At 70.0% G+C, this 23,562-nt stretch carries 21 protein-coding genes and 1 riboswitch; of the genes, 11 read left to right on the forward strand and 10 right to left on the reverse strand.

The annotated features are described in order from the left end of the window. Positions 1-147: 147 nt before the first annotated feature. Complete coding sequence (locus tag OG507_RS22805; RefSeq protein ID WP_327369042.1) at positions 148-723, reverse strand: TerD family protein; 576 nt, start codon at positions 721-723, stop codon at positions 148-150. A 183-nt stretch (positions 724-906) separates the two neighbouring features. Between OG507_RS22805 and arfB the strand changes: the two genes are divergently transcribed. After that, entirely contained in the window at positions 907-1,341 is a 435-nt protein-coding gene (gene arfB, locus OG507_RS22810; RefSeq protein ID WP_327369043.1) for an alternative ribosome rescue aminoacyl-tRNA hydrolase ArfB, read from the forward strand. A 44-nt stretch (positions 1,342-1,385) separates the two neighbouring features. On the opposite strand, the gene OG507_RS22815 is transcribed toward arfB, so the two are convergent. After that, positions 1,386-1,892, reverse strand: a complete 507-nt coding sequence (locus tag OG507_RS22815) for a flavin reductase family protein (RefSeq protein WP_327369044.1) — start codon at positions 1,890-1,892, stop codon at positions 1,386-1,388. A 392-nt stretch (positions 1,893-2,284) separates the two neighbouring features. On the opposite strand from OG507_RS22815, the gene cdgB reads away from it, so the two are divergent. Together cdgB and OG507_RS22825 are read left to right on the forward strand one after the other, a co-directional pair. After that, positions 2,285-3,928 (forward strand): diguanylate cyclase CdgB, encoded by a 1,644-nt coding sequence (gene cdgB, locus OG507_RS22820; RefSeq protein ID WP_327369045.1) that lies wholly within the window; start codon positions 2,285-2,287, stop codon positions 3,926-3,928. A 152-nt stretch (positions 3,929-4,080) separates the two neighbouring features. Further along, positions 4,081-5,037 (forward strand): CBM35 domain-containing protein, encoded by a 957-nt coding sequence (locus OG507_RS22825; protein WP_327369046.1) that lies wholly within the window; start codon positions 4,081-4,083, stop codon positions 5,035-5,037. A gap of 95 nt (positions 5,038-5,132) precedes the next feature. Here OG507_RS22825 and OG507_RS22830 read toward each other — a convergent pair whose 3' ends face one another. The 4 genes from OG507_RS22830 to OG507_RS22845 form a co-directional block, all read right to left on the reverse strand. After that, positions 5,133-5,984, reverse strand: a complete 852-nt coding sequence (locus tag OG507_RS22830) for a class II fructose-bisphosphate aldolase (protein WP_327369047.1) — start codon at positions 5,982-5,984, stop codon at positions 5,133-5,135. Positions 5,985-6,044: 60 nt separating this feature from the next. Next, positions 6,045-7,070, reverse strand: a complete 1,026-nt coding sequence (locus OG507_RS22835; RefSeq protein ID WP_327369048.1) for a 1-phosphofructokinase family hexose kinase — start codon at positions 7,068-7,070, stop codon at positions 6,045-6,047. Positions 7,071-7,256: 186 nt separating this feature from the next. Next, positions 7,257-8,411, reverse strand: coding sequence for an N-acetylglucosamine-6-phosphate deacetylase (nagA, locus tag OG507_RS22840; RefSeq protein WP_327369049.1), 1,155 nt, complete (start codon positions 8,409-8,411; stop codon positions 7,257-7,259). After that, complete coding sequence (locus tag OG507_RS22845) at positions 8,411-9,304, reverse strand: ROK family protein (RefSeq protein ID WP_442811113.1); 894 nt, start codon at positions 9,302-9,304, stop codon at positions 8,411-8,413. The genes nagA and OG507_RS22845 overlap by 1 nt, the downstream gene beginning before the upstream one ends. Before the next feature lie 609 nt (positions 9,305-9,913). Here OG507_RS22845 and OG507_RS22850 point away from each other — a divergent pair. From OG507_RS22850 to otsB, 3 genes are all read left to right on the forward strand, one after another. After that, positions 9,914-11,215: an extracellular solute-binding protein gene (locus OG507_RS22850; protein ID WP_327369051.1), complete on the forward strand. Its 1,302-nt coding sequence runs from the start codon at positions 9,914-9,916 to the stop codon at positions 11,213-11,215. Positions 11,216-11,245: 30 nt separating this feature from the next. After that, complete coding sequence (locus OG507_RS22855; RefSeq protein ID WP_327369052.1) at positions 11,246-11,494, forward strand: DUF3263 domain-containing protein; 249 nt, start codon at positions 11,246-11,248, stop codon at positions 11,492-11,494. Positions 11,495-11,743: 249 nt separating this feature from the next. Further along, positions 11,744-12,634 carry a trehalose-phosphatase gene (gene otsB, locus OG507_RS22860; RefSeq protein ID WP_327369053.1) on the forward strand — a complete coding sequence of 297 codons (891 nt, stop codon included), beginning with the start codon at positions 11,744-11,746 and terminating at the stop codon, positions 12,632-12,634. A 34-nt stretch (positions 12,635-12,668) separates the two neighbouring features. On the opposite strand, the gene OG507_RS22865 is transcribed toward otsB, so the two are convergent. Both OG507_RS22865 and OG507_RS22870 read right to left on the reverse strand, forming a co-directional pair. Beyond that, complete coding sequence (locus OG507_RS22865; RefSeq protein WP_327369054.1) at positions 12,669-14,084, reverse strand: alpha,alpha-trehalose-phosphate synthase (UDP-forming); 1,416 nt, start codon at positions 14,082-14,084, stop codon at positions 12,669-12,671. 53 nt (positions 14,085-14,137) lie between these two features. Continuing rightward, on the reverse strand, positions 14,138-15,115 hold the full coding sequence (locus OG507_RS22870) for a glucosyl-3-phosphoglycerate synthase (protein ID WP_327372054.1): 978 nt from the start codon (positions 15,113-15,115) through the stop codon (positions 14,138-14,140). Between the two features lie 153 nt (positions 15,116-15,268). Next, positions 15,269-15,396: riboswitch (SAM riboswitch) on the forward strand. 18 nt (positions 15,397-15,414) lie between these two features. On the opposite strand from OG507_RS22870, the gene thrC reads away from it, so the two are divergent. The 5 genes from thrC to groL all read left to right on the forward strand — a co-directional run bounded on the left by thrC (position 15,415) and on the right by groL (position 21,167). Beyond that, entirely contained in the window at positions 15,415-16,746 is a 1,332-nt protein-coding gene (gene thrC / locus OG507_RS22875; protein WP_327369055.1) for a threonine synthase, read from the forward strand. A 30-nt stretch (positions 16,747-16,776) separates the two neighbouring features. Next, positions 16,777-17,055, forward strand: coding sequence for a MoaD/ThiS family protein (locus OG507_RS22880; protein ID WP_266730791.1), 279 nt, complete (start codon positions 16,777-16,779; stop codon positions 17,053-17,055). 433 nt (positions 17,056-17,488) lie between these two features. After that, on the forward strand, positions 17,489-17,695 hold the full coding sequence (locus OG507_RS22885) for a cold-shock protein (RefSeq protein ID WP_003967346.1): 207 nt from the start codon (positions 17,489-17,491) through the stop codon (positions 17,693-17,695). Between the two features lie 282 nt (positions 17,696-17,977). Further along, positions 17,978-19,186 (forward strand): IS30 family transposase, encoded by a 1,209-nt coding sequence (locus OG507_RS22890; protein ID WP_442811097.1) that lies wholly within the window; start codon positions 17,978-17,980, stop codon positions 19,184-19,186. 358 nt (positions 19,187-19,544) lie between these two features. Next, positions 19,545-21,167, forward strand: coding sequence for a chaperonin GroEL (gene groL, locus OG507_RS22895; RefSeq protein ID WP_327369056.1), 1,623 nt, complete (start codon positions 19,545-19,547; stop codon positions 21,165-21,167). Between the two features lie 93 nt (positions 21,168-21,260). Here groL and OG507_RS22900 read toward each other — a convergent pair whose 3' ends face one another. Both OG507_RS22900 and OG507_RS22905 read right to left on the reverse strand, forming a co-directional pair. After that, on the reverse strand, positions 21,261-22,502 hold the full coding sequence (locus OG507_RS22900) for a hypothetical protein (protein ID WP_327369057.1): 1,242 nt from the start codon (positions 22,500-22,502) through the stop codon (positions 21,261-21,263). 135 nt (positions 22,503-22,637) lie between these two features. Continuing rightward, entirely contained in the window at positions 22,638-23,465 is an 828-nt protein-coding gene (locus tag OG507_RS22905) for a hypothetical protein (protein ID WP_327369058.1), read from the reverse strand. Between the last annotated feature and the right edge of the window lie 97 nt (positions 23,466-23,562).

Below are 23,562 nucleotides of genomic sequence, written 5' to 3' on the forward strand. Positions count from 1 at the left end.
GCCTCACATTTTTTTGACCACTTCTTGTCCGAATGGGATGCGCTTATGTCCGCTATTCGGCGGCGCGAAGACGACGGGCGGCAGACAGCCGGGAGCCCCCGGCCGCAGGAGATGCGGTCGGGGGCTCCCGGTGTGCGGGAGTTGACGTCAGAGGTTGACGCCGAAGTCCTGCGCGATGCCGCGCAGGCCCGAGGCGTAACCCTGGCCGACCGCGCGGAACTTCCACTCCGCGCCGTTGCGGTAGAGCTCGCCGAAGACCATGGCGGTCTCGGTGGCGGCGTCCTCGCTCAGGTCGTAGCGGGCGAGCTCGGTGCCGCCGGCCTGGTTGATGATGCGGATGAACGCGTTGCGCACCTGGCCGAAGTTCTGGCTGCGGGTCTCGGCGTCGTAGATCGAGACCGGGAAGACGATCTTGTCGACGTCGGCCGGCAGGCCCGCCAGGTTGACGTTGATCTGCTCGTCGTCACCCTCGCCCTGGCCCGTGACGTTGTCACCGGTGTGGACGATGGTCTGGTCCGGCGTCGACTTGTTGTTGAAGAAGACGAAGTGGCCGTCGGAGACGACCTTGCCGGCCGGGTTGACCGCGATCGCCGAGGCGTCGAGGTCGAAGTCGGTGCCGGTGGTGGTGCGGACGTCCCAGCCGAGGCCGACCGTGACGGCGGTCAGGCCCGGGGCCTCCTTGGTGAGCGAGACGTTGCCGCCCTTGGACAGGCTTACAGCCATGGGAAGTCCCTTTCATCGTCGGGTGCGGGCTTCATGTCATCACGAAGCTACCGTCACACGTCATAACGCGGGCAGGGGACCGGGAGGTTCCTGGTCCCTTTACTTTCTTTACCGAAATCCCCCGGTCGGACGGGCGCACGGATACGCAAAACAAGGTGACGAACACGGTGTGGGCCGGGGAACATGGGTGTCATGTCCGGGCCCTATGTCATCCGCGGTTCGGTCTCCCTGCCGGAGGCCGAGCTCATGTGGCGTTTCTCGCGGTCCTCCGGGCCCGGCGGGCAGCACGTCAACACCAGCGACTCCCAGGTGGAGCTCCGCTTCGACCTCGCGGCGACCGAGTCGCTGCCCGAGGTGTGGAAGGAGCGGGCTCTCCAGCGCCTGGAGAGCAGGCTCGTGGGCGGCGTGATCGCGGTACGGGCGTCCGAGCACCGCTCCCAGTGGCGCAACCGCGAGACGGCCCTGGTCCGTCTCGCCTCCCTCCTGGCCGAGGCCACGGCGCCGCCGCCCAGGCCGCGCCGCAAGACCCGGATCCCGCGCGGCATCAACGAGCGCCGCCTGCGCGAAAAGAAGCAACGCGGCGAAACGAAACGCGGCCGCACAGGCCGCGACTGGTAACCCCGCGCACTCCCTGTACGTGCCCCCGCGCGAAGCCGCGTGCCTCACCCCAGTTGCCGGTACCGGCCCCGGAAGTACGTCAGCGGTGAGCCGTCGCCGCTCGGCAGGGACGCGCTCAGCACCCGGGCGACCACCAGTGTGTGGTCGCCCGCCAGAACGCGTTGCTCGGTGCGGCACTCCAGTGTGGCCAGTGCGCCTCCGACCAGTGGGGCGTGGCTGATCTCGCCCCGCGTGTAAGGGATGTCCTCGAACAGCAGTCGGTCGCTGATCCGGCCCTTCATCGCGAAGCGTCCGGCGATGTGCCGCTGGCTCTCGGCGAGTACGGAGACCGCCCACAGCGGCTGTTCCGACAGCAGGTCGTCCATCCGTGAGTCGTTGCGCAGACTGACCATGACCAGGGGCGGGTCCAGCGACACCGACATGAAGGCGGTCGCCGTCATGCCGACGTCCTCACCGCGCCCGTTCTCGTCCAGCGGCGGCTCCTCGGCGGTGATCAGCACGACTCCGGCGGCCAGCCGGGCGAGGGCGCCTCGGAACTCATCGTTGCTCACCCCCTCAGCATGGGGGATGGGCTCGGAACGCGGGGAGGGTGGCTTTGTCTGCAACACATCGGGCACGCTAGCCGCGCGCGGCATGCCGTCGCATCGGGCCAGGGGACCAGCCGGGTCCTAGGACCCGCGGTCCACGGCGACCACGGTCCGCCGAAGCCCGTCCCGCGGCCCGGCACTGCAACGTACGGATTTGCGTTCAAGAAAAGGACGGACCGCACCTGCACGGCACTTGAGCCCCTTCATCATCTGTTGTGACTTGAGTCACAGAGTGCAATATTTGCTGACCCTGTGTACCGGCTGCACAGCTCACTGTGATTCAGTGGCCGTGACACTGAAGCAAGTACGTCGATATGAAACCTGGAGTGCTGTCGAGGTCTCGGGGAGTGCGAGCAATGGAGGCCGAGTCGGAGCCGTACGTCCGTCTTGCGACGATGCGGCAGCTGCACCAGGCCGTCGCCGATCTCAACACGGCGCGGAGCCTGGCCGACACACTGCAGACCGTGGCCGACGGAATCGTCGCCGGCCTCGGCTATGAGCTTGCCTGCGTGAACCTGGTCCGTCCCGACGGCGATCTCGTCGTCGCCGCCTTCGCCGGAAACACCGCCGCGGAAGCCCTCATCACCGGCCGTGTCGGCTCGCGCACCTCCTGGGACCGCAGGCTTTTGATGGGTGAGGCCTGGGACGACCTGCGCTTCATACCGCACACCGACGGCTGGGTCCTCCTCGACGACGACGTACCGCAGTGGCACACCGAGGGCCCCGAACCCCGCTTCGAGGACGAGTGGCACCCCGAGGACCGCCTCTACGCCCCGATGTACGCGTCGGGCTGCGGCCGCGATCTTCTGGGCGTCATATCCGTCGACCGCCCGCGCAACGGCCGCCGCCCCGGCGCCTGGGGCCGTGAGGCGCTCCAGATGTACGCATCGCAGGCGGCCATTGCGATCAGCAACGCCCGGCTGCGAGCAAACATGCAGCGCGCCCTGGTCCGGCTGGAGCGCGAACAGCAGGCGCTGCGGGCCAGCGAGGAGTCCTTCCGCCAGGCCTTCGAGTACGCCCCCAGCGGCATGGCCATAGCCGAGATGGGCGGCGACCAGCACGGCCGGCTGCTGCGCACCAACGACGCCCTGTGCCGGCTGCTCGGCCGCCCCGCCTCCGTACTGCGCCGCTACTCCTTCGCCGACCTCGTCCACCCCGAGGACGTCGGCACCCTGCTGCGCACCTCCGCCGAGGGCGGCCGCGCCGAGCTGCGGCTGGGGCGCAGGGACGGCACGTACCTCTGGGTCTCGCTGCGCAACTCCGTCGTCGCCGACACCGCGGACGGCCCGCGCTTCCTGCTCACCCACGTCGAGGACATAGAGGAGCGCAAGCGCCACGAGCTGCATCTCGCGCACCGCGCCTCGCACGACGCGCTCACCGGCCTGCCCAACAGCGCCGAGCTGCGCGCGCGGCTCAGTGCGCGGCTCTGCGAGCGCCCGCACTCGGTGGCCACCACCGCGGTCGAGGCGCTGGACGCGGCCTACGGCGCCCTCGACGATCAGGACACGCGCACGCACGGCTACGACGTGGACACGGCGCCCGGCGGGCCGTACGACCACCATGTCCATTCCGTCGCACCCGACACCGAGCACGACGACGGATCCAAGGGCCCCGCGGTCCTCTTCTGCGACCTCGACGGCTTCAAGTCGATCAACGACCGTTTCGGCCACCACACCGGAGACGCCGTGCTGATCGAGGTCGCCCGCCGCCTCACCACCTGTGTCCGCGACGGCGACACCGTCGCCCGGCTCGGGGGTGACGAATTCGTCGTCCTCGCCGACGGGCTCGGCGCCGCAGACGCCGCGGACCTGGCCGTACGCCTACGAAACGCCATCATTCCGCCCATTCGGGTCGACGGCCGGGCGGTGCGCGTCGGGGCGAGCTTCGGCATCGGCTGGGCCGCCTGCGGCATGACCGCCGAAGAGGTGCTGCGCTCCGCGGACCAGCGGATGTACGTGGAGAAGCGGTCCCGGTCGAAGGTTCACCGCAGGGCCGGCTGACGTTCAGGACAGTGCCGTTCCCATGTCCCGTCCCTGTCCCAGGACGTGCGACGGCAATTCTTGGTGTGGTCCGTTCGGGGTAGGCTCGGCCGGTCGGCCACGGCTGGCGAAACACGGCGACGGCTGGCGACATGGTGAGGAGTGACCCAGGGATGACGGCCGGGAACAACGGCGCGGGAACGCCCGAGGACGACGATCCGTTCGGCTACCTGTACGAGGACGGACAGGCGGCAGGTGCCCAGCCGCCGCGGCAGGGCGGCTACGGCTACCCCGGTCCGGCCCCGCAGCCCGGTGTGCCCCGCACCTCGTACAACCAGGTGCGGACCGTCGGCGAGCGCCAGTACGGGCAGCAGGCGCAGTACCAGCAGCCGTACGGCCAGCCGAGCGCGCAGTACGCCGCCCCGGAGACGTACCCCGGCGCCCCCACCGCGCACGTCCCGCAGCAGGGCGGCCACGGCCGCACCGGCGGCGGCGGTTCCGGCAAGGGCGGCCCGAACACCAAGGGTCTGCTGATCGGCGCGGTCGCGGTGGTCCTGGTCGTGCTCATCGGCATCGGCGCCGCGCTGATCACGGGCGACGACGACAAGGACAAGAAGAAGAACGAGGCCACCTCGTCCGCCGGACCCGGCGGCCAGGTCGAGGACTCCCCGAAGCCGCAGGAGTCCGCGAGCTCCGAGGCCCCGGCCGAGCTGCCCGAGCAGGACGCGGCGACGCTGAAGCTCGGCGGCACGGCCCAGCTGGACAACACGGTCAAGGGCGCGAAGAGCGCCAGCGGCCAGTACATCAACCTCAACGAGGTCGGCAGGTCGGCGACCTGGTCGGTCGAGGTGCCGGAGGCCGGTGAGTACACGCTGTTCGTCACGTACGGCGTGCCGGGCAAGGACGCGAAGACCTCGCTCACCGTCAATGCCGAGGCCCCCCGGTCCATCAACATGAAGAACTTCGCTCAGGCGCCGGAGGGTGATCTGGAGAAGGGCTGGACGACGACGTACGCCTACGTCAACCTCAACAAGGGATCGAACACGATCATGATCTCCTGCAACGAGGGCGACCAGTGCGACGCCAATCTCGACCAGCTGTCGCTGAAGGCGGGCCACCAGACCCGCTGAGCGCGCCGCGGACGCGGTCCGGCCCCCTCGCCTCGGGAAGGCGAGGGGGCCGGTTCGTTTCCGCCGTGCTGCCGGGTGTGTTCGGGCCGGTGTGCTCAGCCCATCAGGGCGAGGAACCCGGCCACCGTCGCGGCCATCGCCTCGCGGCCCGGTGCGATGTACTTGCGCGGGTCCACGCCCGTGGTGTTCTCGGCCAGGTACGCCCGTACCGCACCGGTGAACGCCGTGTTCAGCGCCGTGCCGACGTTGATCTTGACCATGCCGGACGAGACGACGGCCCGGCGGATCTCGTCGTCCGGGACACCGCTGGAGCCGTGCAGCACCAGAGGGACCGGGACCGCGTCGCGCAGCCTGCCGATCAGGGCGTGGTCCAGGGCGGCGGTGCGCTCGGTCATCGCGTGCGAGGAGCCGACCGCGACGGCCAGCGCGTCCACCCCGGTGTCGCGGACGTACGCGGCGGCCTCGGCCGGGTCGGTGCGGACGCCGGGGGCGTGGGCGTCGAGCGGGGCCTCGCCCTCCTTGCCGCCGACCTTGCCGAGCTCGGCCTCGATCCAGATGCCGCGCTCGTGGCCCCAGGCCACTGCCTCGGCCGTGGCCCGCACGTTCTCCTCGTACGGCAGCTTGGAGGCGTCGAACATCACCGAGCCGAAACCCTCCGTGTGCGCCTGGTGCAGCAGCTCCACGGACTCGACATGGTCGAGGTGCAGCGCGAGGGGGACGCCGGACGTGCGGGCGACGGCGGCGGCCGCGGCGGCGACGGCGGAGAGCCGTCCGCCGTGGAACTTCACGGCGTTCTCGGAGATCTGCAGGATCGCGGGCGCGCCGGCCCGCTCCGCGCCGGCCGCGATGGCCTCCGCGTGCTCCAGCGTGATGACGTTGAAGGCGGCGATCCCGCGTCCCTCGGCCTGGGCGGCCGAGACGAGTTCACCGGTGCTGACGAGCGGCATGCTGACCTCTTGCTGCTTCTTCGGACCGGCTGAACAGGCAGGTCCGGGACGGGCGCGGCCTCAGGCCGCCGTTGTGTGTTCCTCGATGCCGACGCGCGGCAGCAGCTCCTCGTACGCCGCGCGGTCGAAGTCACCGGCCGTCGGGGAGAGCACGGTCGCCGTCGACAGTGCCACCGCCCGTCGCAGCCGGTCCGGCCAGCTCAGGCCCTCGACGAGGCCGGACAGCAGCCCGGCCACCGCGGAGTCGCCCGCTCCGGTCGGATTGCCCAGGACCTTCGCGGGCGGGGACGCCTGCCAGATGCCGTCGGGGGTGACCGCCAGCAGGCCGTCCGGGCCCAGGGACGCGACGACCCCGTGCGCGCCGCGGCGGCGGGCGTTGAGAGTGGCGCGCAGGGGTTCGCGGGACCCGGTGAGCTGGGCGAGTTCGTCGGCGTTGGGCTTGATCAGGTCGGGGCGGGCGGCGATGCCGCGGCGCAGAGGTTCGCCGCTGGTGTCCAGGAGCACGGGGACGCCGGCGGTGCGGGCCAGGCGGACCAGTTCGGCGTAGGCGCCGACGTGGATGCCGGGTGGCAGGCTGCCGCAGAGGGCGACGGCATCGGCCCCGGCGAGAAGCTCCTCGTACCGGCCGAGGAGGGCGGCCCATTCGTCGGCGGTGACGAGCGGGCCGGGTTCGTTGAGCTGAGTGGTGTCACCCGTGGACCGGTCGACGACGGCGACCGTGCGCCGGGTGTTCCCGGCGACGGTGACGAGAGCGTCGGTGACCGGGGCGGGGGCGGGGGCGGTGGCGGTGGTGGGTGGGTGTTCGGGTGTGGCACCGGCGACACGGGCTGCCGTGCGCCGGGCGGGATCCGCCGCCCCCGGCGACAGCGTCGCCAGCAGTTCGCGCAGTGCCGACCCGGTGGAGCCTCCGGCGAACCCCGTGACCGTCGTTTCGTGGCCGAGGGCGGAGAGCACCCTGGCCACGTTCAGACCCTTGCCGCCGGGCCGCTCGGCCATGTCGCTGACGCGGTGGCCGGCGTGCGGGACGAGCTTCGGGACGCCGTACGTCAGGTCGAGTGCCGTATTCAGTGTGACCGTGAGGATCACCGCGGCCGCTCCCTCGATCCCTGCTCCGAAGCGCGAATCCTTGGAGGGAATGCGCTTTCTCTGCCTCTTTCCCAGGCGATCATGCCAAAGAGGCGGCGATCGGCCCAGACCTCCGGACCAACCGCCGTCTCTTCGTTACGCATGCGACCCACCGTCAATAACGGGTCGTACCAGCCGATCCGGGGATCAGCCGATCCGGGGCTCGACGATCCAGTCGCCCTTGCGCATGACGCCCTTGAGCGCGAAGTCCGCGTCCAGGACCACCAGGTCCGCGTCCTTGCCCGGCTCCAGCGAGCCGACCTTGTCGTACACGCCGAGCAGCCGTGCCGGGTTGGCGGAGATGGACTGCACGACATCGACGACCGGAATCCGGTCGATGGTCACGGCCCGGTGGAACGCGGTGTCCAGGGTGAGCGTGGAGCCCGCGATCGAGCCGCCCTCGACCAGCCGCGCGACGCCGTCCTTGACCTCGACCGCGAGCGGGCCGAGCTGGTACCGGCCGTCGCCGAAGCCGGCCGCGTCCATGGCGTCGGTGATCAGCGCGACGCGGTGGGCGCCCGCGTGGTGGTAGGCCAGCTCCAGGGCGGCGGGGTGCAGATGCGTACCGTCGTTGATCAGCTCGACGGTGATCCGCTCGTCCTCCAGCAGGGCCGCGATCGGGCCGGGCGTGCGGTGGCCGAGGCCGGGCATCGCGTTGTAGAGGTGGGTGGCGACTGTGGCGCCCGCCTCGATGGCCTCGACGGTCTGCTCGTACGTCGCGTCGGTGTGCCCGATCGCGGCGATCACCCCGTGCTCGGCGAGCAGTCGTACGGACTCGATGCCGCCCGGGAGTTCGGTGGCGAGCGTGAACATCTTCGCCGTGCCGCGCGCCGCGTCCATCAGCTTGCGGACCTCGGCCGGGTCCGGGTGGCGCAGCAGGTCCTCGCTGTGCGCGCCCTTGCGGCACGGCGAGATGAACGGCCCCTCGAAGTGGATGCCGGCCAGGTCGCCCTGCTCGACCAGCTCGGACAGGACGCCGGCCCGGTGGGCGAGGAAGTCCATCTCGCCGGTGACGGTGGAGGCGACCAGGGTGGTGGTGCCGTGCTCACGGTGGGTGCGGATGCCGGTGAGGACCTCGTCCACGGTGCCGGAGGTGAAGGATGCGCCGCCACCGCCGTGGTTGTGCATGTCGACGAAGCCCGGGACCACCCAGTGGCCGCTCAGGTCGACGGTCCTGGCGCTCTCCGCCGCACTGCCCGCGATCCGGGTGCCCTCGACGATCACCCGGCCGTTCTCGATGGTCCCGGTGGGAAGAACCACCCGGGCACCTGCGAGAACTGTGCTGTCTGCGCGTCCGGCCATCAGGCGGATACCTCCGTGGAGAGTAGATCCCAGGCGAGCAGCCCTGCGCCCAGGCATCCGGCGGTGTCCCCGAGGGCCGCCGGGACGATGTGGGGCACTTTCTGGAACGTGACGCGTTCCTCGACGGCCGCACGGAGTGGTGTGAACAACGTTTCCCCTGCTTCGGCGAGTCCGCCACCGATGATGAGCGTGCCGGGGTCGAGCAGGGTCAGTGCGGTGACCAGCCCGGCGGCGAGCGCGTCGACCGCGTTGCGCCAGACCTCGACGGCCGCCGGGTCGCCCGACTCCACGGCCTTCGCGCAGTCCGCGGCGTCCGCTGTCGGATCGCCGGACGCGGCGGCCCAGGCCCGGGTCACCGCGGACGCGGACGCCAGGGTCTCCAGACAGCCGCGCTGACCGCAGCCGCACTCCGGGCCGTCCGGGCGGACCACGATGTGGCCGATCTCGCCCGCGTACCCGTGCGCGCCGGACTCGATGGTGCCCGCGATGCCGATCGCCCCGGCGATCCCGGTGCCGAGCGGCACGAAGAGGAATCGGTCGGCGCCCCTGCCCGCGCCGATCCGGCCCTCGGCGAGCCCGCCGGTGCGTACGTCGTGGCCGAGTGCGACGGGGACACCGCCGAGCCGCTCGCCGAGCAGCTCCCGCATCGGCACGTCGCGCCAGCCCAGGTTCGAGGCGTAGACCGCGATCCCGTTCTCGGCGTCGACGATGCCGGGCACGGCGACACCGGCCGCGACGGCGCTCTCGCCGAGGTGCTCCTCGCCGTACGCCCGCAGATCCGCGGCGAACGTCAGTATCGACTCCACGACGGCGTCGGGGCCGCGCTCTCTGCCGGTCGCCCGCCGCGCCTCGTACAGCAGGGCGCCATCGGCCCCGACCAGTGCGGCCTTCATTCCGGTGCCGCCCACATCGAGGGCGATGACGTGTTTCACGGGAAACAGTTTCGCCCGCGGAACTCAAAAGGTCTAGTCCACTATCGCGGTTTGTTGCGCACCCATACAAAATCGGGCCCGCGACCCGCAATGGTGGATTCGGCCAACCGTCCGGGCGGACTCGGGGCGAAAAGGATCATGCTGCGCGAAAGGTGGCGCGGGTGGTCCGGGTCGCCCGTCGAACACCGCCCCCGCTTCTGCGGAACGCCGTCGGCGGCCGGGCCGGGTGGCAATCTGCGATGCGGTACGGGATGTGCTGGACGGCTCCTTGCGACGAAAAACGGCGAGGAACGGCGAGGGGTGGCGGGGAACGGCGGGGGTCGGCGGGGAACGGTAACGATGTGGAAGATAGGGTGTGCTGACGGGGCGAAGGTCTGGACCATCAAGTCCCTTGCCCCGAGGCTGACTTAGCGGTCGGCGCAGGTCAAGGGCAATGCTGCCGCCCGCGAACCGGCTGCGGTTTCCGGTGACGTTGCAAAAGCGATACATCGGTGGTGTAGACCTCCGATGAACACTCGGGGGAGGATCACAGCTCATCCGGTGGACCCCACGAGGACGTGGCCGGCACGGATGACGCAAAGGACGAGGACGGACTGGGCTGTGCAGCGGCGCTACTTGGGACTGACTGCGGCGGTTGCCGCACTGGGATTGACGGCAACGTTGTCGGGCTGCGGCAGCAGCGACGGGAGCGGGTCGGGTGATGTCACCCTCAAGGTCGTCGCGGCCGACTACGGCAGCAGCGCGGCCAACAGCTCCAAGAAGTACTGGGCCACGCTCGCGGAGGGCTTCGAGGCGTCCCACCCCGGCATCAAGGTCGACGTCAGCGTCTATTCGTGGAAGGACGTCGACCGCAAGGTCGCCGAGATGGTGAAGGCGGGGCAGGCCCCCGACGTCGCCCAGATCGGCGCGTACGCCGACTACGCCAGGGCCGGCAAGCTCTACCGGGCCGACGAGATGCTGACCATCCCCACCCAGGCGAACTTCCTGCCGCGCCTGGCCGACGCGGGCAGCGTGGACCAGACCCAGTACGGACTGCCGTTCGTCGCCAGCACCCGGCTGCTCTTCTACAACAAGAAGTACTTCACCCAGGCGGGCCTCGACGCCCCGCAGACCTGGGACGACATACGCGCCGACGCGTCGGTGCTCAAGCAGCGCGGTGTGAAGTATCCGTTTGCGCTGCCGCTCGGTCCGGAGGAGTCCCAGGCCGAGACCCTGATGTGGATGCTCAGCGGGGACGGCGGCTACATCGATGACGTCGGTTCGTACGAGATCGACTCGGCCGAGAACATCAAGACGTTCGACTGGCTGAAGACGAACCTGGTCGACAAGGGCCTCGTGGGCCCCGTCGCCCCCGGAAAGCTCGACCGGGCCAAGGCGTTCGACGCGTTCACGCGCGGCGAGGTCGGCATGCTGAACGGCCACCCGACGCTGATGCAGGAGGCCGAGGAGAAGGGCGTCTCCGTCGGCATGGTTCCGCTGCCGGGCATCAGCGGTCCCACGAAGGGGTCGATGGGCGTCGCCGACTGGATCATGGGATTCAAGCAGCGCGGCCACCGGGTGGAGACGGGCAAGTTCTTCGACTATCTGTTCACCGACAAGAACGTCATCGCCTTCGCCGACGAGTACGGCCTGCTGCCGGTCACCGACAGCGCCTCCGCGGCGATGGAGTCGGACCCCGAGTACAAGCCGCTGTGGAAGTTCCTGGACGCGCTGCCGAACTCGGAGTTCTACCCGTTCGGCAAGACGTCCTGGGCCCGGGCCAGCGAGTCGATCAAGGAGAACATCGGCGACGCGGTCGCGCCGAGCGGGAGCCCCGAGAGTGTGCTGGGGCGGATCGCGCAGGATGCGACGGCGGCGGAGGACGCGGAGTAGGACGCGCGCGGGGGCGTTATGTTGGCTGATATGACCGCTCCCCCGAATGGCCCCGACGGCCTCTCCGACCGCGACCGTGCCGTGCTCGCCGTCGAACGGCAGTCGTGGGCCGGGCCAGGGGCGAAGGAGCGGGCGATCCGCGAGCAGCTCGGCATCTCGCCCACGCGCTACTACCAACTCCTCAACGCGCTCCTGGACGACCGCCGCGCGCTGGAGGAGGACCCGGTCACGGTGAACCGCCTGCGTCGAGTGCGGGACGCGAGGCGGGGACGCCGCTGAGGGGTGCCCCCCGCGCGGCGGGCGTTTCCGGGGGCTCTGCCCCCGCACCCCCGCTCCTCAATCGCCGGAGGGGCTTGATCGTGCCCGGGGCGGCATGAATTGTGCCGAGTGCGGCGTGAATTCCAGCCTCGCCGGCGTTTGAGGCGCGGGGTCCGGGGCGGAGCCCCGGTTACGGGAAGGGGCGGGGTGGGGAACAGGCCCGCCGCAGGCGCCCCCCCCAATCCCCGGCCCCCGCTATAGGCTCCATTCATGGGCAGCAACCCGGAAGCACCCGCACCGAGCGACCCCCCGTCCACCCCCTCGTCCGCGCTCCCGACCCCCACCACCCCACCCGGCCAAGAAGCCCTCGCCGCGATCCTCGCGCACCCCGACCGGGCCGTCATCGCGCTCGATTTCGACGGGACGCTCGCCGATATCGTGCCGGACCCGGAACAGGCCCGCGCCTACCCCGGCGCCGTGGAGGCACTCGCCGCGCTCGCGCCGAAAGTGGCCTCCGTCGCGGTGATCACCGGCCGCCCGGCCGGCGTCGCGGTCCGGCACGGCGGGTTCGCCGGGGTGCGGGGGCTCGACCACCTCGTCGTCCTCGGCCACTACGGCGCCGAACGCTGGGACGCCGTCTCCGGCACCGTCCATGCCCCCGCCCCGCACCCCGGTATCGCCGCGGTCCGCGCGGAACTCCCGGGCGTGCTCGACAAGTTCGACTCATGGCACGGCACGTGGATAGAGGAGAAGGGCCAGGCCCTCGCCGTCCACACCCGCCGCGCCGCCGACCCGCAGGCCGCGTTCGAGGCCCTGCGCGGCCCTCTCGGCGAGCTCGCCGCCCGGCACGGGCTGATCGTCGAACCGGGCCGCCTGGTCCTGGAGTTGCGCCCGCCCGGCATGGACAAGGGCGTGGCGCTCGCCCGGTACGTACGGGAGACGGGTGCCGGGTCCGTCCTGTACGCGGGCGACGACCTCGGCGACCTCGCCGCGTACGCCGCCGTGGAGAAGCTCCGCACCGAGGGCCCAGACGGCATCCCCGGCCTGCTGGTCTGCAGCGGCAGTGCGGAAGTGCCCGAACTGGCCGAACGGGCCGATCTGCTGCTGAACGGCCCGGCAGCCGTCGTCGGCTTCCTCGCAGCTCTGGCCGAGCGGCTCTGACCGAGCGGCTCCGGCCGTACGGCTCCGGCCCCGCTCACTCCCGCCGCAACGCGTCCAGCTGGTCCAGGAACCACTGCTGCGGCGGCAGCGCCACCGCCGCCGCGGCCAGCCGCTGCGTACGCTCGGCCCGCTCGTCGTCCGCCATCGTCAGCGCCTCGTGCAGCGCCGCCGCCGTCGCCGACACGTCGTACGGATTCACCACGACCGCGTCGCTGCCCAGCTCCTCGTACGCCCCCGCCTCCCGCGACAGCACCAGCGCGCAGCCGTGGTCGGAGACGACCGGGATCTCCTTGGCGACCAGGTTCATACCGTCACGGATCGGGTTGACGAGCGCTACGTCGGCCAGCCGGTACGCCGCGAGCGAGCGGGCGAAGTCGTCCTTGACGTGGAGCACGACCGGCGTCCAGCCCGCCGTCCCGTACACGGCGTTGATCTCGTCGGCGACCCGCTGCACCTCGGCCGTGTAGTCCCGGTACACCGCCAGGTCCTGCCGCGAGGGGTACGCGAAGGCGACATGGACGACGCGCTCGCGCCATTCGGGGCGCTCTTCGAGAAGCGCGCGGTACGCCAGCAGCCCGCGCACGATGTTCTTGGACAGCTCCGTCCGGTCCACCCGCACGATTGTCCTCCGCCCGGGTCCGATCTGCTCCCGCAGCGCCGCCATCCGCTCGTCGACATCCGCCTCGTGCGCCCGTCCGCGCAGGAAGCCCTCGTCCGCGCCGAGCCCGTGCACCCCGACCCTGGTCCGGCCGGTGCCGCCCAGGATCTCCGTACAGCAGCCGACGAAGGCGTCCGCCCAGCGCCGGGTCAGGAAGGCCGCCCGGTCGGCGCCCAGGATGCCGCGCAGCAGCTGCTCGGCGATGTCGTCGGGGAGCAGGCGGAAGTAGTCCACGGGCGCCCACGGGGTGTGCGAGAAGTGGCCGATCCGCAGGTCGGGGCGGAGCTCGCGGAGCATGCCGGGCACCAGCGCCAGGTGGTAGTCCTGCACCAGCACCGCCGCGCCCCGCCCCGCCTCCTCGGCGAGCGCCTCGGCGAAGGCCCGGTTGTACGTCTCGAACGATGCCCACTGCCGTCGGAACTCCGCGTCGAAGACCGGCTCCAGCGGGGTCTGGTACAGCATGTGGTGGACGAACCAGAGCACCGAATTCGCGATGCCGTTGTACGCGTCGGCGTGCACGGCCGCGTCGATGTCGAGCATCCGTACACCCTGCTCACCGACCCCGCGCCGCACCGCCTCCCGGTCCCCGTCGCCGAGCGCGGCGCACACCCACAGCTTGTCCTTGACGGCGCTCAGCCCGGAGACGAGGCCGCCGCCGCCCCGCTTCGTGTCGAGCGTTCCGTCCGTGGCGAGGGTGTACGACACGGGGCCGCGGTTGGACGCGACGAGAACCTGGGCGTCGGACTCGACAGGGGACGGGGCATCGGACTGGGCTTCGTGCTCGGAGACCATGTTGCGGAATCTAGCCAGATCACGAACCGCCCAAACGTGCGAGTCAGGCCACGTCAAGCCGCGCGGCGCGAAACGTACTCCTCGATCTCGCGCATCGGGGGCCGCTCCTCGGTGTCCACCGCATGGGTGCGCGGGACGAAGCCGTCCTCGCCGCGTTCGAACTGGGTGAGCGAAGGCCGTACCAAATGCCCGCGGGACAAGCGGAGTTGAGCGGTCCGGTAGATCGCCGCCGCCATCCGGCCGAGCGCCTGTTCGTCCTGGTGGCGGTGCTTGCGCACCCCGACGTCGACCTGGGCCAGCGCGTCCAGACCCACCGTGTGCAGCGCGTCGACCAGGAGGCCCAGCTCCACCCCGTAACCGACGGGGAAGGGCAGCCGCTCCAGCAGCGAGCGGCGCACCGCGTACTCCCCGCCCAGCGGCTGGACGAAACCGGCCAGCTGCGGCCAGTGCAGATTGAGCAGCGGACGGGCCACCAGCTCGGTGACACGACCGCCCTGGCCTGCGGTCCTGCCGGAGGCGAGCCCATCGGGATCAGTGCCCAGCGGCCGGTCGTACATCGCCTTCACGAACTGCACGTCCGGGTCGGTCAGCAGCGGCCCGACGATGCCGGAGACGAAGTCCGCCGAGAAGTCCTTCAGATCGGCGTCGATGAAACAGACGATGTCACCTCCGGTCACCAGGAGCGAGCGCCACAACACCTCGCCCTTGCCGGGTACGGCGGGTATCCGGGGGAGTATCGCGTCCCGGTGCACCACCCGGGCGCCGGCCTCCCGGGCCACGCGTGCGGTGGCGTCGGTGGAACCGGAATCGATCACCACGAGTTCATCGACCAGCCGGACCTTCTCCATCAGCTCGCGCCGGATCGTCGCGACGATCTCGCCGACCGTCGCCTCCTCGTTCAGCGCGGGCAGTACGACGCTCACGCTCCCGCGCCGCCGGTCCCTGGCCTTGGCGGCCAGGAGGCGGTCCAGCGGGCGGTCGGCCGCCGACCAGGAACGCCTGGTCAGCCAGCGCTCGACCTCTTCCAGCACGGTCGATACTCCCTGTATGTGATCCATCTCGCGGTTCGGACGACTATCTCAACTGTCCGGTGCTTCGGTTACAGTCTTGAACAACGCGGATGGCCGTCGCATGTCGGGGTCAGTCCGCCAATAAATGCCTGGATCGATGATCCAGTGCCACAGCGCTCATCCAGAGGGACTGAGGGAACGGCCCGTTGAAGTCCCGGCAACCCTCCCGCCGACCGCGAGGTCACGGTGGGGAAGGTGCCAATTCCGTCTTGTGGCGAAATGCGCCGCAAGGAAGATGAGGAGAAAGGGCCTCCGCCATCATGGCTGTCCAGACCGTCGCAGCGAACGCGGCTGCTTCCGCCGATGCCGAATCCGCCGCAGACGCCACTGCCGAAACCGTCGACCTCGGTGCCGCCGCGGCGCTTTCCTGCCGCGAGTGCGGCGAGCGTTTCGAGCTCGGCCCCATTTTCGCCTGCGCGTCATGTTTCGGGCCGCTCGAAGTGGCGTACGACCTGCCGAGCGGCTCCCCCGAAGAGCTGAAGAAGCGCATCGAGGCCGGGCCCGACAACATCTGGCGTTACGCGCCGCTGCTGCCGGTCCCCGCCGATGTCGCGGACAAGCCCAACATCAACCCCGGCTTCACCAAGCTGGTCAAGGCCGACAACCTCGCCCGCGAACTGGGCGTCACCGGCGGCCTGTACGTCAAGGACGACTCCGGCAACCCGACGCACTCCTTCAAGGACCGCGTCGTCGCCATCGCCGTCGAGGCCGCCCGCGCCTTCGGTTTCACCACCCTCTCCTGCTCCTCCACCGGCAACCTCGCCGGTGCGGTGGGCGCAGCCGCCGCCCGCGCCGGCTTCCGCTCCTGCGTGTTCATCCCGCACGACCTGGAGCAGGGCAAGGTCGTCATGGCCGCGGTGTACGGCGGTGAGCTGGTCGGCATCGAGGGCAACTACGACGACGTCAACCGCTTCTGCTCGGAGCTCATCGGCGACCCGCTCGGCGAGGGCTGGGGCTTCGTCAACGTCAACCTGCGCCCGTACTACGGCGAGGGCTCCAAGACCCTGGCGTACGAGATCTGCGAGCAGCTCGGCTGGCGGCTGCCCGACCAGATCGTCATCCCGATCGCATCCGGCTCGCAGCTCACGAAGATCGACAAGGGCCTCCAGGAGCTGATCAAGCTCGGTCTCGTCGAGGACAGGCCGTACAAGATCTTCGGTGCCCAGGCCGAGGGCTGCTCCCCGGTCTCCACCGCCTTCAAGGCCGGTCACGACGTCGTACGCCCCCAGAAGCCGAACACCATCGCCAAGTCCCTGGCGATCGGCAACCCGGCCGACGGCCCGTACGTCCTGGACATCGCCCGCCGCACCGGCGGCGCCGTCGAGGACGTCGACGACGAGCAGGTCGTCGACGCGATCAAGCTGCTGGCGCGCACCGAGGGCATCTTCGCCGAGACGGCGGGCGGGGTGACGGTCGGCGTGACGAAGAAGCTGATCGAGGCCGGTCTGCTCGACCCGACGCTGACCACCGTCGTCCTCAACACCGGCGACGGCCTCAAGACCCTGGACGCGGTGGCCGCCACCTCGCAGGCGACCGCGACGATCCGTCCGAGCCTGGACGCGTTCCGCGCCGCCGGCCTCGCCACCAGCTGACCACCCGAGACTTCAGGAAGGGCACCCACCATGAGCGTCAAGGTCCGCATCCCCACCATCCTCCGCACCTACACGGGCGGCCAGGCCGAGGTCCCGGCCGAGGGCTCGACCCTCTCCCAGGTCATCGAGTCCCTGGAGCGGAACCACCCGGGCATCGCCGCCCGCGTCCTGGACGACCAGGGCAAGCTGCGCCGCTTCGTGAACGTGTACGTCAACGACGACGACGTGCGCTTCGAGGGCGGGCTGGAGACGGCCACGCCGGACGGCGCCGGCATCTCGATCATCCCGGCCGTCGCGGGCGGCTGCTGACCCCGCGGCCGATCGGCGGCCGACTTCACAGCGTCACCGGAATTGCCCCCTCTGCGAGAGAAGCGGAGGGGGCAATTCTGCATGGTTGAGCGCGGTAGAGTGAGGGAAGTCCCCCCAGCTGCCCGTGCTGCCCGCATATGAGAATGCGCCCGGCCGCGACAAGAAGCAGCCAAAGTGTTCCATCACCTTGCGCCATAAGTCGCCTTTGCCCGGCCCGACTTGCCCAGGAACCTCATGAATTCCTCATATTCGGGCGTTCGGTGCTTCCCAGAATTCTCGTCCGATTGACCTGTTGCAGAGGGCAGTTGGGCAGATACATTCGGCCGCGGTCGACGCGTTCCGGCGCACGCACCCTCTCCTGTCGGGGGGTGAGTTCTGACCCGGGTCCGCGAAGTGCGGTCCTGTGCAAGGGCCAGTAATAGGGGAGTTAGGCATGGCTCAGGGCACCGTCAAGTGGTTCAACGCGGAGAAGGGGTACGGCTTCATCGCGGTCGACGGTGGTGCGGATGTTTTCGTCCACTACAGCGCGATCCAGATGGACGGGTACCGCACCCTCGAAGAGGGTCAGCGAGTTGAATTCGAGATCTCGCAGGGCCAGAAGGGGCCGCAGGCGGACATGGTCAAGCTCGCCGTCGGCTGAGCTCGACGCGGTCGGCCAACGACACTACTCACGCACGGAGGGCCTGTACCCCAGGGCGGGTTCTAGCGATCCCCGCAACACCCTGGTCTTCAGGGAGTTGCGGGGATCGTGGATTTTGAGGGCTTGAAGGTGAGGTTCTTCGAGGCGCTGGACCGGGAGAACGGCAGTGTCGCGGGGGCTGCTCGGGTGGTCGGGGTGAGCCGTCACACGGCGGCCGGGTGGGCGCGGAAAGCCGGCGTGCGTGGGCGTGGGAAGCCGGGCGCGGCCGGGCATCCGGGGCGAGTGGAGTACGACAGGCTTCGCGCGTCCGGGGTCCGGCAGCGGGAGGCCGCGGCACTGGTCGGGGTCCATGAACGCACTGCGCGGGACTGGGACCGTGGTATCAGGAAGAGCAACGGCGCGCGCCTGCACCCGGACGGGCGCCGGATCGATTACAAGACCGGTGTGACAACCACCAGTGCCGCATCGCGGGAGCCGTCCGTTGCGGCGGTCGAGGCCGAGCTGCACCACCGGTTCCTGACGGTGGCGGAGCGGGAGTTGATCGCTGACTTGCGTCGTGAGGGTCAATCGCTGCGGGCGATCGGGCGAGCGCTGAGCCGACCGGCCTCCACGGTCAAGCGGGAGATCGACGCCCATTCGGTCGAGGGCGTCTATCAGCCGCACCGGGCACAGCGGGCGTGGGCGAAGAGCCGTCCGAGGCCCAAGGCGTCCAAGCTCGCTACGGACGGTCCGCTGCGTGATTACGTCGCCCACAAGCTGCAGCAGCAGTGGTCACCTGAGCAGATCTGTCACGCTCTGGTCACCGAGTTCCCCGACGACGAGAGCATGCGCGTGAGTCCGGAGACGATCTACCAGGCGATCTACGTGCAGGCCCGTGGCGGACTGCGCCGTGAAGTCGCGGCAGCGCTGCGCACCGGGCGCACCCGCCGCAAGCCGCACCGCAGCCCGGACCAGCGAACGCGCCGGTTCGTCGACGAGATGGTGATGATCTCCGAGCGGCCGCCCGAGGTCGCAGACCGGGCGGTTCCCGGCCACTGGGAAGGCGACCTGATCGTCGGCACCCGCAACGAGAGCGCGATCGTCACCCTGGTCGAGCGCTCCACCCGCTATGTCATGCTCGGCCACCTGCCCGGCGGGCACACCGCCGAGGAAGTCCGTGACGTGCTGGTGCCCCTGATCCAGACCCTTCCCGAGCACCTGCGCGGCTCGCTGACCTGGGACCAGGGCTGCGAGATGGCCGCGCACAAGCAGTTCACCGTGTCCACCGGTGTTCCGGTCTACTTCTGCGACCCGCACTCACCCTGGCAGCGCGGATCGAACGAGAACACCAACGGCCTGCTACGGCAGTACTTCCCCAAGGGCACCGACCTGTCCGTGCACAGCCCCGAAGACCTCGAACACGTCGCTCAGCAACTCAACGGCCGCCCACGCAAAACGCTCGGCTGGAAAACTCCAGCCGAGCGTCTGCGTGATCTACTGACGACCACGTAAGCCATCAGGTGTTGCGAGGACCCCGAGAATCTGCCCAGGGGTACGGGCCCTCCGCGCGTCCGAGTCCGGGCCCGCCCGCGAGCGGTTCTCGTTGTCCACACCCCGAGGCCGACGCTTGCGCCCTCCCGTCACCCGACCGCCGCCCCTCATCGAGCCTTCTTCGAAGGCGCTTGCACTCTCGGGGGTCGAGTGCTAATCATTGGCGTTAGCACTCTCCAGGTGAGAGTGACAGAACTTGGACCGGGCCGGTGAGGCCCGCAGGTCCGGTGGGGCAAGGAACCGCCGGGCACGCAGGCCGTCCGTCGCGGGCGCCACTCGGTCCGGAGCAATCCACCCCTGTCCGGGAGGACCACTTCACATGGCCAAGATCATCGCGTTCGACGAGGAGGCCCGGCGCGGTCTCGAGCGCGGCATGAACCAGCTCGCTGACGCCGTCAAGGTCACCCTTGGCCCCAAGGGTCGCAACGTCGTCCTTGAGAAGAAGTGGGGCGCCCCCACGATCACCAACGATGGTGTGTCCATCGCCAAGGAGATCGAGCTGGAGGACCCGTACGAGAAGATCGGTGCGGAGCTGGTCAAGGAGGTCGCCAAGAAGACGGACGACGTCGCCGGCGACGGTACGACCACCGCCACCGTTCTCGCCCAGGCTCTCGTCCGCGAGGGCCTTCGCAACGTCGCCGCGGGCGCCAACCCGATGGCTCTCAAGCGGGGCATCGAGAAGGCCGTCGAGGCCGTCTCCGCCGCCCTCCTGGAGCAGGCCAAGGACGTGGAGACCAAGGAGCAGATCGCTTCGACCGCCTCCATCTCCGCCGCCGACACCCAGATCGGCGAGCTCATCGCCGAGGCCATGGACAAGGTCGGCAAGGAAGGCGTCATCACCGTCGAGGAGTCCCAGACCTTCGGTCTGGAGCTGGAGCTCACCGAGGGTATGCGCTTCGACAAGGGCTACATCTCGGCGTACTTCGCCACCGACATGGAGCGCATGGAGTCGTCCCTCGACGACCCGTACATCCTGATCGTCAACTCCAAGGTCAGCAACGTGAAGGACCTCCTTCCGCTGCTGGAGAAGGTCATGCAGTCCGGCAAGCCGCTGCTGATCATCGCCGAGGACGTCGAGGGCGAGGCCCTGTCGACCCTGGTCGTCAACAAGATCCGTGGCACCTTCAAGTCCGTCGCCGTCAAGGCCCCGGGCTTCGGTGACCGCCGCAAGGCCATGCTCGGCGACATCGCCATCCTCACCGGTGGCACCGTCATCTCCGAGGAGGTCGGCCTCAAGCTGGAGAACGCCGGTCTCGACCTGCTCGGCCGCGCCCGCAAGGTCGTCATCACCAAGGACGAGACCACGATCGTCGACGGTGCCGGTGACAGCGACCAGGTCCAGGGTCGCGTCAACCAGATCCGTGCCGAGATCGAGAACTCCGACTCGGACTACGACCGCGAGAAGCTCCAGGAGCGCCTCGCGAAGCTGGCCGGCGGCGTGGCCGTCATCAAGGCCGGTGCCGCGACCGAGGTCGAGCTCAAGGAGCGCAAGCACCGCATCGAGGACGCGGTGCGCAACGCCAAGGCCGCCGTCGAGGAGGGCATCGTCGCCGGTGGTGGCGTGGCTCTGCTCCAGGCCTCGGCCGTCTTCGAGAAGCTGGAGCTCTCGGGTGACGAGGCGACCGGCGCCAACGCCGTCAAGCTGGCGCTGGAGGCCCCGCTGAAGCAGATCGCCGTCAACGGTGGTCTTGAGGGCGGCGTCGTCGTCGAGAAGGTGCGCAACCTGCCGATCGGTCACGGTCTGAACGCCGCGACCGGCGAGTACGTCGACATGATCACCGAGGGCATTCTCGACCCGGCGAAGGTCACGCGCTCCGCCCTGCAGAACGCCGCGTCCATCGCCGCGCTCTTCCTCACCACCGAGGCCGTCATCGCCGACAAGCCGGAGAAGGCCTCTGCGGCCGCTCCGGGCGGCATGCCGGGCGGTGACATGGACTTCTGATCCTGACGGATCGGTAGTTCCTGTACAGCTTTGCCGCATCGGCCCCCGACCAGCTGGTCCCGGGGGCCGATGTCGTTCTGCGCGCGGGACGCCCTACGGGAGCCGGTCGAGGAGCCAGGTGCAGAGCTCCTCGGTCACGAGGGTGTGGCCCTCGTTCCGGGACGCGAGTTTGAAGTCGTCGAGCCCACTGGCATTCGGCGGGAGTGCGGAGATGTCCTTGTACAGCTCCTCGTCCGTGTCCGGATCGCCGACGTCGACCGCGCTGACGGCCGGTACGAAACAGTGCGAGCGGATGCGCACATCGGTCTTGAAACCGAGGAAGGGGTTCAGGGCGTTGAGCCCGTCGGCGAGGATGCCGAACCCTTCCAGCGAGCCGCCGGGCGCGCCGTCGATCGACGGGAGTCCGGACGTGTGCACCTCGTTGGTCTTCAGCGTCACCACCCGCAGCTTCGCCACGAGTTCGTGGTCGCCCGGGGCCTGGGTGTAGAGCTTGGTGCCCACGACCGACAGGCCCTTGCCCTCCAGGGCCAGTTCACCGGGCTGCACATCGGTGCCGGTGCCATTGGCCACGCCGTTGGCGACACCGATCAGCCGCGGCCGGTGCGGCCATTCGCCGACGGCCCGCATCTCCGCGAGGAACGCGGCGCGCTCGTCGCTCTGGTCCGGCGTCCCGTCCCACCTGTCGATGTGCCGCCACAGCAGCTGACGCGCGGCCGGGCTGTTGATCTGGTCGGAGAACCGGCTGTCCAGATCCTTGATGTAGTGCGCGAACGCCTGGAGCGCGATGGGGATCCAGGCGCCCCGGTGCGGGCTGTCGTACGAGAAGTAGAGCGAGGTCTGGTGGTCGATGCCCTGGCTCTCCATCTTGGCCAGCGCGTGCCGGGTCACGAGCCCGCCCATGCTGAACCCGCCGACGGCCAGCGGTGTGTTGCTCTGCCGCTCCGCGATGGCGTGCAGGATCGCGGCCTGAGCGGTCCTGGAGTTGTCCAGAATCGACGCACTGCGCTCATGGAAGCCGAGAAGGATGACGTCGTGTCCGCGGCGGCGGAGTTCGCTGATGAGCGCGTAGTCGCCGAACTCCATGATCTCCCAGGAGAAGTCCAGGCTGCTCGGCCCGGTGTTGAACCCGTCGGCGAAGATCACGGGCCGCGTGAGACCCGTGTGCCCCTCGCCGTAGTACACCCAGGCGGTACCGCCCGGCAGGTCCCACACGGTGCTGGGCGGCAGCGGGAGTTCACCGTGCGGCTCGGCGTCCAGACGGGGTCCGGGGGCGAGAGCGATGGGCGGCTTGCTGAGAAGCTCCGAGACGATCTGCTCGTGGGTGGGTTCGGACATGGGCACTCCCCTTTGAGTGGGTTAGTTACGGTGAGCGCCCAGAAGAGCACGTGGAGTAGCTGACCTGAAGGGGGGAGCGGATCAAACCACTCCCTGGTGGGAGCCGGTTTCGGACATGCCGGATGAGTTTGCCGGTCAGCGGTGTTTCCGCTCGGTCCGGGGGATCATCGCCGCCCGTACCTCGCTCATGCGGGTGCGTACGCCGGTGGACGGGATGGTTCCGTCCGGCCCGGCGGGTGCCTCGGCCGGGTTGCCCCGGCATGGTCCGCAGCGGCCGCCGATCAGGGCCTCCGGGCTGCCGGGTGCGCGGCATTCGCTGCATTCCAGGGCGCGCAACACCGTGCGCTGTGGGGCTGGAGCGACCCGTTCGGGTGGCATCTTGTCGGTCAGCCGCCTGCGCAGGAGGGCGGCGGCGTGGTGGACGGGGGTGGGGAGGCCGTCGGTGAGGGCGTGCAGGACTTCCGCCTCCGTGGCGCCGCGCTCGAACCAGTCGGTGACCTGCGGTTCCAGCGCCGCGCAGTCCGCCGCCGAGAGGGTGAGGGCGGGTACGGTACGGCCCAGTGCGGCCAGCAGTACGAACGCCCGGGAGCGGGTGGGGTGTTGGTGCTGCCGTCGCTCCGGCGGTACGTCGCCCCTGGTGAACGCCGCCCACCAGGCGTCGTCGCGCGCGGTGCGGGAGAAGAACGTACGCGTCACCCAGAGCAGGGCCTCGTCATTGGCGATGCACTCGCTGCCGCGCCGCAGATGCCCGGCGTCCTGAAGCCGGTTGAGGGCGGTCCGCAGGGCGCACTGTCCGTACGGGAGGACCTTCGCCAGCGTCTTCACGGAGATGTCGGCACCGTCGGGCAGCCGGTCGATGTACGCGGCGATGGACGCCTCGCGCGGCGGCAGATGCGCGAAATCGCGGTCGCTGCGGGGGTGTTGGGCGGGCGCGGACCGCTTGCCGTAACCCGGGTTGGCCATCGGGTGCGGGGGTGTGTGCGGGGGTACGTGCGGTGCGCACGGGGCGGCACTAAGCTGACTGACAGCCAACAGATCGAGCTCCTGTCGATCGAAGTGG

This window comes from Streptomyces sp. NBC_01217, from assembly GCF_035994185.1.
Taxonomy (GTDB): domain Bacteria; phylum Actinomycetota; class Actinomycetes; order Streptomycetales; family Streptomycetaceae; genus Streptomyces.